Annotated in this window: 13 protein-coding genes; 3 read left to right on the top strand and 10 right to left on the bottom strand. The window is 50.6% G+C overall.

Going from position 1 to position 12,255, the window contains the following annotated elements; translation table 11 throughout:
- Positions 1-37 precede the first annotated feature (37 nt).
- Both AQR02_RS28920 and AQR02_RS35255 read left to right on the top strand, forming a co-directional pair.
- A complete protein-coding gene (locus AQR02_RS28920) occupies positions 38-1,255 on the top strand; it encodes a site-specific integrase (RefSeq protein ID WP_054943767.1) in 1,218 nt (405 codons plus the stop codon).
- Between the two features lie 67 nt (positions 1,256-1,322).
- Positions 1,323-1,457 carry a hypothetical protein gene (locus tag AQR02_RS35255; protein ID WP_280818678.1) on the top strand — a complete coding sequence of 45 codons (135 nt, stop codon included), beginning with the start codon at positions 1,323-1,325 and terminating at the stop codon, positions 1,455-1,457.
- Between the two features lie 165 nt (positions 1,458-1,622).
- On the opposite strand, the gene rlmD is transcribed toward AQR02_RS35255, so the two are convergent.
- The 4 genes from rlmD to AQR02_RS28900 all read right to left on the bottom strand — a co-directional run bounded on the left by rlmD (position 1,623) and on the right by AQR02_RS28900 (position 5,419).
- Positions 1,623-3,170, bottom strand: coding sequence for a 23S rRNA (uracil(1939)-C(5))-methyltransferase RlmD (gene rlmD, locus AQR02_RS28915; protein WP_054943766.1), 1,548 nt, complete (start codon positions 3,168-3,170; stop codon positions 1,623-1,625).
- 107 nt (positions 3,171-3,277) lie between these two features.
- Entirely contained in the window at positions 3,278-4,171 is an 894-nt protein-coding gene (locus AQR02_RS28910) for a diacylglycerol kinase (RefSeq protein ID WP_054943765.1), read from the bottom strand.
- 186 nt (positions 4,172-4,357) lie between these two features.
- Positions 4,358-5,125, bottom strand: a complete 768-nt coding sequence (locus tag AQR02_RS28905; RefSeq protein WP_054943764.1) for a sirohydrochlorin chelatase — start codon at positions 5,123-5,125, stop codon at positions 4,358-4,360.
- A gap of 3 nt (positions 5,126-5,128) precedes the next feature.
- The gene (locus AQR02_RS28900) at positions 5,129-5,419 is read right to left on the bottom strand and encodes a YerC/YecD family TrpR-related protein (RefSeq protein ID WP_019913624.1); all 291 of its coding nucleotides are present in this window, start codon (positions 5,417-5,419) and stop codon (positions 5,129-5,131) included.
- Positions 5,420-5,856: 437 nt separating this feature from the next.
- On the opposite strand from AQR02_RS28900, the gene AQR02_RS28895 reads away from it, so the two are divergent.
- Complete coding sequence (locus tag AQR02_RS28895; protein WP_054943763.1) at positions 5,857-6,408, top strand: hypothetical protein; 552 nt, start codon at positions 5,857-5,859, stop codon at positions 6,406-6,408.
- Positions 6,409-6,453: 45 nt separating this feature from the next.
- Here AQR02_RS28895 and corA read toward each other — a convergent pair whose 3' ends face one another.
- The 6 genes from corA to AQR02_RS28865 form a co-directional block, all read right to left on the bottom strand.
- On the bottom strand, positions 6,454-7,413 hold the full coding sequence (gene corA / locus AQR02_RS28890; RefSeq protein ID WP_054943762.1) for a magnesium/cobalt transporter CorA: 960 nt from the start codon (positions 7,411-7,413) through the stop codon (positions 6,454-6,456).
- A gap of 175 nt (positions 7,414-7,588) precedes the next feature.
- Entirely contained in the window at positions 7,589-8,491 is a 903-nt protein-coding gene (locus AQR02_RS28885; RefSeq protein ID WP_054943761.1) for a response regulator, read from the bottom strand.
- A 3-nt stretch (positions 8,492-8,494) separates the two neighbouring features.
- Entirely contained in the window at positions 8,495-9,784 is a 1,290-nt protein-coding gene (locus tag AQR02_RS28880) for an ATP-binding protein (protein WP_054943760.1), read from the bottom strand.
- A gap of 88 nt (positions 9,785-9,872) precedes the next feature.
- Positions 9,873-10,523, bottom strand: coding sequence for an amino acid ABC transporter permease (locus tag AQR02_RS28875; RefSeq protein ID WP_054943759.1), 651 nt, complete (start codon positions 10,521-10,523; stop codon positions 9,873-9,875).
- Between the two features lie 61 nt (positions 10,524-10,584).
- The gene (locus tag AQR02_RS28870) at positions 10,585-11,235 is read right to left on the bottom strand and encodes an amino acid ABC transporter permease (RefSeq protein ID WP_054943758.1); all 651 of its coding nucleotides are present in this window, start codon (positions 11,233-11,235) and stop codon (positions 10,585-10,587) included.
- A 157-nt stretch (positions 11,236-11,392) separates the two neighbouring features.
- Positions 11,393-12,244: a glutamate ABC transporter substrate-binding protein gene (locus AQR02_RS28865; protein ID WP_054943871.1), complete on the bottom strand. Its 852-nt coding sequence runs from the start codon at positions 12,242-12,244 to the stop codon at positions 11,393-11,395.
- Positions 12,245-12,255: the final 11 nt, after the last annotated feature.

Raw genomic sequence — 12,255 nt, 5'->3', positions numbered from 1 at the left:
GTCGAACAATTGAAGGAACTAATAAGGAGGAGTTCTTATGGCAAGTATTGAGAAACGCGGTTTAAACTCATGGAGATTAGTTGTTGAAGCCGGTTACGATTCGAGTGGCAAACGAATAAAGCGATATAAATCAATTAAAGTTGAAGACCCGAATTTATTAAAGACAACAAAGCGTTTAAGGGATTATCTAAATGATGAGTTAGTAAAATTCAAGATTGAGGTTGAGGCTGGAGAGTATATAGCACCCGAAAAAATGACATTTGAAGCTTTCGTAAAGGAGTGGGAAGTTAAGTATGCTCAAAAACATTTAGCCGAAAAGACCTTGTACACTTACCGTTCTAACTTGAAAAACAGAATTATCCCAGTTTTTGGACATTTGAGGATAGATAAAATTAAAACTATGCATATTTTAAGTTTCATTTCTTCCCTTTCTAAGGAAGGTGCACGCCAAGGTTTTAGAAAAGGAGATTTATCATCTGGAACAATTGAGATCAATCATCGTATCCTAAAAAATATTTTTACACGGGCAGTAGAATGGAACCTAATCAAACAAAACCCTGTCTCAAACGTGAAAAAGCCTATGGTTAAGCATAAAGAAGTCATTCCTTATGACGAAATGGAAGTTCAAGAGATGTTACGACTACTACAAAGGGAACCTATCCACTGGCGAGTTATGGTGACCCTAGCCCTCACTACAGGACTCAGGCGCGGTGAACTACTTGGACTTGAGTGGCATCATATAAACTGGGAGACGGGGGTTATCGATGTAGTACAGAGCGTCTCAGTGTCTACTGCTGGGATAGCACATGTTAAAGAGCCCAAAACAAAGAACTCAAAGCGCAAAGTTGCACTTCCTAGTTCAATGCTAAAAGAAATGAGGGAGTATTATTTGTTCAAAATGGAGGAACGTAATAATGTCGGGGATAGATGGCAAGGAGGCATTTATTCATTTATGTTCTGTCATCCTGATGGTAAAGCTTTTCATCAAGAACGACCATACTTGTGGTTTCGCGATTTTCTCAAGAAAAATAATTTGAGATATATTAAGTTTCATACACTAAGACATACAAGTGCGACATTGTTGATCAACCAGGGAGTTCATGCAAAAATCATCTCTGAAAGACTTGGACATGGTAATATCCAAGTCACTATGAACACTTATGGATTTGCTTTACGATCTGCAGATCAATCTGCTGCTGATAAACTTGAGTCTATCCTAAAAAATAATCAAGAACCTAACTTATCAAATACATAGCCTCTCTTAGTTTCGGTCTGGCTCATATGTTATAATATAAGTGTATATTTACAAGGAGGATGATTTTATGAATCGTGTTAATGTAGACGATTATATCAAAAAAAACGGCGCTTCCTTTTATGCCAAGATGTTTGAAGAGGAAAAAAAGGAACTTGCAAAGGCCATTTCCATTAAGGCTGAGCTCGAAAAAAAGATGGAATAATAAAATCCATCTTCTAGCCGCTACCCGCTTAAAAATGTTTACTTAAATCCCCTTCTTCTCCACTAAACAATATAAAACCAAATGATATAAGTCTAGTTTTACAACAAATGGGGACGTTAATAAAGCCCACGTCCCCATTCCGTCCCCAACCTAACCTCACACATCTTACAAACCCTTATAAACCAAGGAACAAACAGCCTCCACATGCACCGTATGCGGGAACATATCCACCGGAGTTACCTCCACTGTTTTATACCCGCCATCCTCCAACACTCTTAAGTCCCTTGCCAGTGTCGATGGATTACACGACACATACACCACACGCTCCGGCTTCATCGCAAAAATTGTCTCTAATAACCTAGGGTCGCAGCCCTTGCGCGGCGGATCAACGACGATCACGTCCGGCGTGACGCCTTGCTCTTTCCAGTTCGGAATTACGTCCTCAGACGCGCCAACTTCGAACACTACGTTGTTCATATTATTAAGCCGGGCATTCCCCCGGGCATCCTCAATAGCTTCAGGCACAATCTCCACTCCGTATACCTTAGCTGCGTGCTGCGCCAGGAACAGAGAGATTGTACCGATGCCGCAATAGGCATCAATAACCGTTTCGTTACCAGTCAATCCAGCGTATTCTACGGTTTTGCCGTACAGTACTTCAGTCTGTGCCGGGTTCACCTGGTAAAACGAACGGGCGGAGATGGCGAACTGCACATCCCCAATATAGTCATAGATAACATCTCTGCCCCACAGGACACGGGTTTCGTTACCAAAGATCACATTCGTGCGCTGAGTATTCACGTTCTGGCAGATGCTGACTACATCCGGCAGCTGTTCCCGGATGCTGCCAAGCCAGGCGTCCAGATGCGGGATATCGCGGCCGTTGGTTACGAGCACGAGCATCATTTCGCCGGTGCGGAAGGCTTTCTTCACGACGACGTGACGCAGCAGACCGCGTCCGGTTTCTTCATTATATGCGGAGATGCCCAGCTCCCTGCCGATGCGTTTCACCGCAGCTACGACGTCGTCGTTATGCTCGTGCTGAATCAGGCACGTCTCCATATCGACGATCCGGTGGCTGCCGCGGACGTAGAAGCCGCCAACCAGGCCGCCTTCGGTAACGCCGATCGGCACCTGAGCCTTGTTGCGGTAACGCCAAGGCTCGTCCATACCTAAGGTAGACCGGACGATGATGCCATCAGCTTGAGCCCCCGCAGCACTTCCACTCGCCATGCCATCTCCCTCAACCGCACTTTCCGTCCCTGCTGAATCAGCGGCACTTCCAGCTTCCAAGCCTCTTCCCGGCGCCCCAGCCACCTCCAGCTTCCCGATCCGCTGCAGGTTGTCCACCACCAGCTGGCGTTTCCACGCCAGCTGGGCGGTGTAGTCCATATGCTGCAGCTGGCAGCCGCCGCATTGGTCATAGATTGGGCAAGGCGGCGCAATCCGGTCGCCGCTGGCCTGCACAAGCTCAAGCAGCTTGGCGTAGCCGTACTGCTTCTTGGTCTTAAGCACCTTGGCCCGGACCCTCTCACCGGGCAGAGCCCCCGACACAAAAAGGGTAAAGCCTTCTACGCGGCCTACCCCTTCGCCCTCATGGGTCATGCCGATGATATCGAGCATAACCTCGTCATTCTTATTCACTGGCAGTCCGGCGGCAGGCGCCGTGCCTTCCCGGCGGCTTGCGCTGCGTCCACTGCGTTGTTTACTCATAGCTATATATTCACTTCTTTCGTGTTCTTCTAATACAAAAGCTCCAGCTGACCCGGGCGGGCCACCGCACGAACCAAGTGGAGCATTTCATTTCAGGTTGTTAGCCCTCAGTTATTCTGCGCAAAAATCCGCAGATGCTGTGGCAGGATCTGGAACTTGCCAGGCAACGTGCCGCCGAGTTCCCCGTCCAGATTGAGCTGGACGTATCCCGGGGAGGTGACTTCCATCGCGTCGGTACGGAAGTACACGACCTTCTTGTCCTGCAGATGCTCGCCGCGGATGGCCAGCGTGACCAGACGCACGAACTCGGCAAGGTTGCATTTCTTGACGGCAATGACGTCGAACAGCCCGTCGTCAATGCGGGCATCCGGGGCCAGCTTCTCGAAGCCGCCGACGGAGTTGGTGTTGGCGATCAGGAAGAGCATGAACTCGTCATGGATCAGCTCCTGGCCGTTCGCGCGGATGTACAGCTCCTGCGGTGACAGGCTGGCCATTTTCTCAATCCCTTTGAGGTAATAAGCCAGTTGTCCCATCATCGTCTTGAGTCTGCTGGGAACCTCGTATGTCAGCTCGGTCAGGCGGCCGCCGCCGGCTATATTAATGAAGTAACGGTCGTTGGCTTTGCCGAGGTCAATCAGGCGCGACTCCTGGCGCAGAATGAGATCGCAGGAATCCTCCCAGTTCTTCGGAATGCCCATCGCCCGGGCAAAATCGTTGGTAGTACCGAGCGGCAATACGCCCAGCGGGGGAAGATTCGGCTTCTCCGCCATACCGTTAATAACCTCGTTCAGCGTGCCGTCACCGCCGGCTGCTATGATCAGATCATAACATCCGCGTTCAACCGCTTCTGCTGCAGCTGCAGTAGCATCGCCTTCTCCGGTTGTAGCATGACAAGTTGCTTCAATGCCGCCTATATCCAGCCGGTCCAAAATGTCGGCGAGTCGCTTTTTCATTTCTTCCCGACCAGAAGTGGGATTATAAATCAATCTCGCAGTTTTCATTACCGGAACGCCACCTGTTTATATAATAGATAACCTTACTGATTATACCCAATTCAGCACCCTACAAGCAATGTTGGAGACTAACCGGCGCATATATTTTGCTAAATAAGCTTCCTCAGCAGGCAATCTAAATATATGTATGCAGCAGCGGCGGAAATCAACACTCCTGGAGTGTGAATTCCGCAATTAATGAACCCGCAGCTTCTCCAGCATCTTGAGCACCTGCTGCTCAATCCAGTGCGGCAGCAGCGGATGCGGCAGCAGGGTACTGCCTGAATAAGCATACTTGAGGCCCTCAAGCTGCTTCGGAATGACTACTTTAGTGAAATATCCTTCACTCAAAAAGAGCGGAGCCACCAGCACATCATAGCCCTGCCCGATCCAATATTCAGCCCGCTCTCTTACATTCTCCGGGTTCAGCAGACCGTAATCTGCCGCTGCCACTCCGCTGACCTGGCGTACCCGCTCCGCCAGGGAGGAGATGCCAACTTCCCAGCGCTGGCGGAAGCCGTCATGTATGCTGCCATGCCCCACGAGCAGAATGGTCTCCCGCTCCGGGTGGACAGACAGCTCCCGCAGCTTGTCCCAGAGCATTACGGCAATATCCGGATCATCATCTACCGGGTAGCCGTAATGCACATTAGCCTGCACCTCGAAGCATTCCAGATCGGTCTCGCGCTCAGGGGCAGGCTTCGCCCCAAGTGCATACTCTATCTCATCGACATGCGTACTTCCTGAAGAAACAAACAAGGGGATCACAATAATATCTGTGACCCCTGCAGATTCCAGCTCATTTATACCATCTTGAATCAAACGGCCTTCTACCAGCTCCAGAAAAGAAACCGCCACCGGCAGCTCTTCCTCCAGCGATAAATGGCCCACTGCTTCATCTACAATAGAAACCCAGGCCTTGTCGCGGGAGCCATGACTGATAATAAGTACGCCCGGCTTCATGTCTTAGCGCCCCAGACGTTCCAGCGTTAATTTATAGCCGTCATTACCGTAATTCAGGCAGCGCTTCACCCGTGAGATCGTCGCTGTGCTTGCTCCGGTCTCGGCTTCGATCTGGTTATAGGTAGAGCCTTTGCCGAGCATGCGTGCAACCTCCAGACGCTGAGACAGCGACTGAATTTCGTTCACGGTGCACAGATCGTCAAAGAACACATAACATTCTTCCATATTTTTGAGTGTTAGAATTGCTTCGAATAATTGGTCAATACTTTTATCGTTTAGCTTCTTAAGCTGCATCGTAGATCATCCCCTAAAAGTTTGGTCAGCATCATTTTCACTGATTAAGCATTATACAAAACTGACTTTAGAACATTAAAAATATAAATTTAAACTGACTATCTTGCCTCTACTATATTGTACTGGAGCAGTTTTTTCAAGCATTAACGATTTCACGCTGTAAAGAACGAAAATAATGGACAACTGTCCACCACAGGCGCACACAATCTTATGTAACCGAAAACCCGCTTCCTCTACCCTATAGGATTTACCGCCTTAATTATAGTACTACATAAGCACCGAAAATCAAGCATAGACACGGTTTCTTCACTTCCGCTTCCGCCTGATAGGCATTCGCCCTTTTCCGCTGCTATCCCGGTAACCCGGGCGTTTGTCTATACCTTATGTTCGCCTATGACATACAGTATAGCAAACCACTAACGAAGGAATGTGATGTTATGCCTAATCATTACTACAATCATTCCAGCCGGGATAGACGTTCACTGGCCGGTCCGTATACTTACTCACCCTATCCCGGAATCGGATCATACGTCCAGCCGCCTCCCCCAACGGAGGCCGGAATGTTTCCTGCGCTTGGGACGGAGGCGGCAGAAGCAGCGCTGGCCGTACCCGTAACTGAAGCTGCCGCTGCTCCAAAAGCCGGCGGACTGCTGGGAGGTCTCAATCTCGGGAATCTGGGCAATCTGGCCAATATGGATCAGCTCAAAGGAATTATTGACCGGATGGGCGGGATCGACGGGATCGTAAACTCTATGGGCAAGGTACAGAAGGTGATGCAGGGTTTTCAGCAAATGGCGCCGATGGTGAAGCTCGTCATGGGCACCTTTGGCAAGAAAAAAGGCTCAGGCGCACTGGCTGCGGAAGAGGATGCTGCCCTGTATAAGCCCAAATCACGCAAAAAAAGACGCCCCTCTACGCAGCGCCGCAAATCCCCACCGAAAAAAAATCGCAAATCTTCTCCTGCCTCCGTAAAACGCCGCCGCACTTAGCGGCGGCGTTTTACGCTTTTTCCTGCTACCCCAGCCTCTCCCGCTCTACTTAAACCAGCCGCTCCGCCGGAACCACCGGAACATGCCCGTCCCCAGCGCCAGCATCAGCAGCAGGATCAGCGGATACCCGTAGGCCCAGTCCAGCTCCGGCATCACTCTGAAATTCATGCCGTAGATTCCGGCGATCAGAGTCAGCGGCATGAATACAGTCGTAATCACGGTGAGTGTCTTCATAATGGAATTCATCCGGTTGGAATTGAGTGAGATGTAGCTGTCGCGCAGATCGGCGGTCATTTCCCGGTCGACCTCAATCATGTCGGTCAGCTTCAGCAGATGATCATAGATATCCCCGAAATAGATCCGTTCCTCCCCGTTGCTCTGGACATGCTGCGAATTAACAATCCGGTATAACAGATCGCGCATCGGAACAATCGTCCGGCGCAGCTTGAGTAGCCGCCCCCGCACATTGAACACCTGGCTCATCAGCTCCTCCACCGATTCCGTGCTGCCCATGCTCTCCAGGTCCGCCAGTTCGTCTTCCAGACTGTACAGGCTGGGGAAATATTTGTCGACCAGCTTGTCCATTACCGTATAGGCGGCAGCCATCGGGCCTCCGGACCAGCCTTTGCGGCTGTGAATTTCTCCCTGCACTATTCGCCAGGCTTCATCCATTTCCGATTTCTCCTGGTGATGATAGGAAACGAGGAAGCTTTTGCTTAAGAAAAGATCTATCTCTTCCGCCTGCAGAGTCACTTCATTGAGCGCATGCAGCACAAAAAACTGCACATTCTCGTAATAATCCAGCTTGGGCCGCTGCAGGATATGCATGCAATCCTCAATCGCCAGGGGGTGAAAGTGAAAATAGGTGTCAAGCAGCAGCGTTTCCTCCGGTGTTGGCGTCACAAAATCCGCCCAGATCCAGGCATAATCAGCTATCGTTATGCTCTGAAGCGGCAGATCTGTCAGCACTTCCCCCTCATGTGTTACCGCCAGTGTACGTATCATCTATGAGTCCTCCGTTTAATCCTTGTTTCTAAGCTTGCAGCGGCTTTATTTACCATTGTACAGCATGTGGCGGCTTCTGCCCAAATCCCTGTTCATCTGCAAAAAAATAACCGCCAGCCCGCTGTTCAGCGGTTCCGGTGGTTGTAGGATTGTCATGCTCTGCCCGTCCGTAGGATCAGCGGCCCAGTCCTTCCAGCAGCTCCAAATGCAGCACCTGCAGGAACTTCTTCAGATTGACCTTCACTTTGCCGGAATCCCGGCCCAGCTCGATCTCTTTCATCTTCAGCCGCACCTCTTCAAAGTCGAAATAGAGCGGCGCATAATGCTCAAACTTCGGATTCCCGTAATCCGTCAGCCCGATCGAAGCCAGATTAATCAGCCCGGCAGACAAAGCGCGGCGCAGGCGCTGTTCAATCGCTTTGACTTCCTTGGCTGCTTCAGCGGGAGAAGTCTTATAAGTAGCCGCAGCCATTTCATATAGCTCCTTGAGCGGGGGAAGGGTCCGGTTATCTTCTCTGGCTGCCGTAAGCTCCATCATCAGAATGATATCCCGGCTTCCGGCTTCAGAGATCATGCCCATATTCATCAGAATCGGCTGGATAATCTCTTTCACAGAACGTTTATTCACCGCGGCCGGCGCCAGTCCGAACTGCAGCCCTTCCAGCTTGCCGAGGCTCATTTTGATCTCATCCAGGTAGCGGTTAATCGCATAGCGCTCATTCACTTTATGCAGCACGGACTCGACTTCGATTTTATTGATCGGCTTGCGGATGAAGAACTCGATTCCGCTGCGGTAGGCACGCCCGACCATATCGCTGTTCTCGATCTGCGAGACCATCACGAACTTGGAGCGGCAGCCTTGGGCCTGCAGCGAATTAATCGTCTCAATCCCGTCCTGGTCCGGCATCAGCAGATCCATCAGCACAATATCCGGACGTTCCTCCAGAATCAGACGCACTCCGTCCTGCCCGCATTCCGCTGTACCGGTCACTTCGCCAAGTCCGCTGTCCTCAATAATATGCTGCAGCATTCTTCTGGCCGATCCGTCGTCATCTACAATACAGAAAGATAGCGGCATTCCCTATTCCTCCTTCCGCAGCTCTGCCGTCGGTAAAATAATCTGAAACCTGGCCCCTCCATGCTTTGAGGTGTTATCCACTGTAAGTTGTCCCCCGAATAAGTCCACAATATCCTTCACATGCGACAGTCCAATTCCCGTAGCCGCAACGCCCTCCTGATCGAACTTCGTGGTAAAGCCCGGCTCGAACAGCAGCTTTCGGTCACGTTCCTGAATCCCGCCGCCGCTGTCCGCTACTGTAAAGACTGTATTCTCCCCATCCTCATACACTTCAAGGGACACACTGCCTTCAACTTTTATCACTTCAACCGCGTTAGCCGTAAGATTACCAAGCAGAGTTAACAGAGGGATGTAGCTGGCGGTGGTATAGTCAGAGTTCATCAAAAGTGTAAAATTAACTTGCTTGCCCAGCATTTCAGCGTACTTGGCATTGCTCTTGAGCGTAAATTTCATTATCACAGACAGCGGCAGATCGCCGGTCACCTCACGCTCCACAAGCTTCACCAGACCCGCCAGAATGCGCTGCGAATCCTTCTTCACTTCATGAATCTGCTGGGTAATATCAAGCACCTGGCGGCTGTAAGGCCTAAGTTCTTCCTCCGCCTTGAGGCTGCGGTACAGATCGTAGCTGCTTAAAGTCACACGCTCCAGCGTCCCGATTGATTTCTCCAGATAAAAAACTTCCCCGTACAGCCCCGAGCCGAAGCCGAGCATCTGCTCCATCCGCCGGTTCTGCTCCCGCTGCGTAATCCGCATCTGGCTGACAGAAATACTGCTGTATACCCCGGTTGTAAAATAGGTGCGGATCACCGCAATCGCCATCAGAAACGTCCATTCGTTGAGGCGGAAGGAAGCCGAATCCAGCACAAGCAGCCGGGTAAGCAGCTCCATCTCATTCGACAGCAAATCAATAAGCGCCGCAACACCGCCAAGGACAAGCGGGTGGAACGTATCCAGCCGGCTTTTGATCAGACTCATCAGTACCGCGAACACAATATAATAGACCATCGCTGAGAAATGGCTGTTTAGACTTTGCAATAAAGTATGTCCGCTGCTGCCTGCAGCATCCATCCCGGTGCGGAATAATAACACGGTGACACCGGTTGCGATTCCTGTAGTGATATAAGGCAGCCGCCTCATTAAAAGCAAAAACAGCAGAAAAGCGCTGCTGCCCAGTGCAATCCGGAAGATGTCGCCGTCAAACGGATTTATTTTGAATTCCCCGGCCACTGCTGTCCCCAAAGCTACCGCAGCAATCTGCAAAGCCCTGGATTTAAGTATAGATTGTCCCATCACCCACTGCTCCTGCCAAGAGATGTTGTCAACTATACTACCATAACCCCCGCTTCTTTTATATGCTATGGTATTGGTTTCCGCCAAATCAGGCCGTTTTATGCTCAAGTCTTCTCGAAACCAGTGACAGCAGGTAATTCACTGCGAAATACAGCACAGCGATCAGCAGCAGAACAGGAATCGTGAAGCTTTCCTTCTGCCCCATAACGATCTTCGCATTGTGCATCAGCTCCGGCAGGGCGACGATCGTCGCAAGTGAGGTATCCTTGAGCAGGGAAATGAACTGGCTGACGAGCGGCGGCACCATATGACGCAGCCCTTGCGGAAGCACGATATGCCACAGCGTCTGAAAACTGCTGAGTCCGGACGAACGTGCGGCTTCTATCTGCCCCTTGTCAACGGCCGTCAATCCCCCGCGCACAATCTCCGCAATCATCGCAGCCTCGAAGATCGTGAGTGCGGCAATCGCCGCAGTGGTAAGCCCCATCTTAATTCCTACCTCTGGCAGCGCAAAGCGGACGAAGAAAATAATCAGCAGCAGCGGCAGGTTACGGATCAGCTCGACCAGAAAGAACATCACCGGCGAGAGCACCGGCACTTCCGCATAGCGGATTACACCGACAATCACGCCAATCACAAAGCTAAGGATGATCGACACAAAAGCCACAATTAGTGTAAGGTAGAAGCCGTCCATCAAAAAACCTAAATTCGCGGCTGAAAATGCACCGGCAAAATCCATAGTATCCCTCCTTGCTAGTTATCAAAGTGTTCCTAAATCTTAATTACGCGGGTATACCCTCTTAGTACTTCCGCTGCAGCCTGCGCTCCCATACCCGGACGCCGTAACTGAGCGGCAGTGTCAGCACCAGATAGAATACCGCCACAAAAATATAAGTATCGAAGGTGCGGTAGGTCTCTGTGGAGATGCTGTCTGCGAAATACATCAGGTCAAACCCGGCGACAATGGTCAGCACGGAAGAGTTCTTGATCAGGTTAATGAACTGGTTCCCGAGCGGCGGAATGACCAGCTTAATGGCCTGAGGTAAAATCACATGCATCATGGTTTGGATATAGCTGAGTCCGGACGAACGTGCCGCCTCCATCTGCCCTTTGGGGACAGCCATAATTCCCGCACGGATCGCTTCTGCAATAAATGCCGAGGTATATACGGCCAGACCTATCGTTCCGGCCTTAAAGCCGTCAAGCGGAAAACCCAGTGCCGACGGGCCGTAATAGAAAATATACACCACAAGCAGCAGCGGAATATTACGGACGAACTCGACGTATCCCGTTCCGAACCAGCGCAGTGCCTTCACCGTGGTGATACGGAACACCGCGATTACCGCGCCGAGCAGAAAGCTGCCGATCAAGGCCAGCACACTGGACAGGATCGTGCCCCAGAAGCCCTCCAGATAAAGGCCGAAATAATCGGTTAATATCGAAAAATCCATCGTTCTCACCTACCCTTGCCTACAAGATAATTAGTTGGACTTACTTACTTTGTTCCTACCCTGCCCTGTCTGTTTACAAGAAGAAACGGCAGAGCCGGTCCTCTACAGGGCCGGGTACCGTTTCTGAAATCCTTATAAGGGCAAGACCTGTTCACACTTATTTCGCTGGAGCTTTACCGATCCATTTGGTATAGATGGCATCGTATTCGCCGTTTGCTTTCAGTTCAGCCAGTGTATCATTAATGGCCTTAACCACATCCGTGTTGCCTTTTTGCACGGCAATGCCGTACGGCTCATCGGTGAACGGTTTACCTACAACTTCATAACCGTCATCCTGGGAAGCCATACCGTACAGAATCGCATCGTCGGTTGTCAGTGCATCCCCTTGACCTGCCTTCAGGGCTGCGAAAGCATCCTGATAGTTATCGAATTCCAGTACCGTTATACCCGGGACCTTCTCTTTAATGTTCTTGATCGAAGTAGCACCCTTGGAACCCAGGATCTTGGTATCCTTCGTTACACTTTCAAGTCCGGTAATCGGGCTGCCTTTCTTCACGAGCAGCGATTGTCCGGCCTGGAAATACACGTCGGAGAAATCAACTTCCTTCTTGCGTTCCTCGGTGATTGTCATCGTAGCGACAACCATATCAATCTCACCGTTGTTCAGCATCGGAATGCGTGTTTTGGAGGTTACTTCCTTCAGTTCAATTGCATTTTCATCACCCAGAATGTGCTTGGCAATCGCTTTGGAGATATCGATATCGAAGCCTTCAACGTTGCCGGAGGCAGGATCCTTGAGTCCGAACAATCTGGTGTCATATTTAACTCCAACCAGCAGCTTGCCGCGTTCCTTGATCTTGGCGATCGCAGCAGAATCCGCCGCTTCCCCGGCGGTATTGCCGCCGCTTGCCGCCGTATTATTCCCGGCATTGTTGTTATTTCCGCACCCGGCAATGACGAATAATGCAGCGACCATCAGCACACTTAACCATTTAAAGCTTTTAAGCATCTTCATTTCTC

Origin of the sequence: Paenibacillus ihuae (assembly GCF_001368795.1) — a bacterium.
GTDB classification, from domain to species: domain Bacteria; phylum Bacillota; class Bacilli; order Paenibacillales; family Paenibacillaceae; genus Paenibacillus_AQ; species Paenibacillus_AQ ihuae.
Note: the sequence above shows the minus strand (reverse complement) of the source record. Positions and strands in the feature narration are given on the sequence as shown.

What these genes read in the sequence shown, in the direction of transcription:
- AQR02_RS28920 (WP_054943767.1), top strand. Translation starts at nt 38, where the DNA reads ATGGCAAGTATTGAGAAACGCGGTTTAAACTCATGGAGATTAGTTGTT.
- AQR02_RS35255 (WP_280818678.1), top strand. Translation starts at nt 1,323, where the DNA reads ATGAATCGTGTTAATGTAGACGATTATATCAAAAAAAACGGCGCTTCC.
- rlmD (WP_054943766.1), bottom strand. Translation starts at nt 3,170, where the DNA reads ATGAGTAAACAACGCAGTGGACGCAGCGCAAGCCGCCGGGAAGGCACG.
- AQR02_RS28910 (WP_054943765.1), bottom strand. Translation starts at nt 4,171, where the DNA reads ATGAAAACTGCGAGATTGATTTATAATCCCACTTCTGGTCGGGAAGAA.
- AQR02_RS28905 (WP_054943764.1), bottom strand. Translation starts at nt 5,125, where the DNA reads ATGAAGCCGGGCGTACTTATTATCAGTCATGGCTCCCGCGACAAGGCC.
- AQR02_RS28900 (WP_019913624.1), bottom strand. Translation starts at nt 5,419, where the DNA reads ATGCAGCTTAAGAAGCTAAACGATAAAAGTATTGACCAATTATTCGAA.
- AQR02_RS28895 (WP_054943763.1), top strand. Translation starts at nt 5,857, where the DNA reads ATGCCTAATCATTACTACAATCATTCCAGCCGGGATAGACGTTCACTG.
- corA (WP_054943762.1), bottom strand. Translation starts at nt 7,413, where the DNA reads ATGATACGTACACTGGCGGTAACACATGAGGGGGAAGTGCTGACAGAT.
- AQR02_RS28885 (WP_054943761.1), bottom strand. Translation starts at nt 8,491, where the DNA reads ATGCCGCTATCTTTCTGTATTGTAGATGACGACGGATCGGCCAGAAGA.
- AQR02_RS28880 (WP_054943760.1), bottom strand. Translation starts at nt 9,784, where the DNA reads ATGGGACAATCTATACTTAAATCCAGGGCTTTGCAGATTGCTGCGGTA.
- AQR02_RS28875 (WP_054943759.1), bottom strand. Translation starts at nt 10,523, where the DNA reads ATGGATTTTGCCGGTGCATTTTCAGCCGCGAATTTAGGTTTTTTGATG.
- AQR02_RS28870 (WP_054943758.1), bottom strand. Translation starts at nt 11,235, where the DNA reads ATGGATTTTTCGATATTAACCGATTATTTCGGCCTTTATCTGGAGGGC.
- AQR02_RS28865 (WP_054943871.1), bottom strand. Translation starts at nt 12,244, where the DNA reads ATGCTTAAAAGCTTTAAATGGTTAAGTGTGCTGATGGTCGCTGCATTA.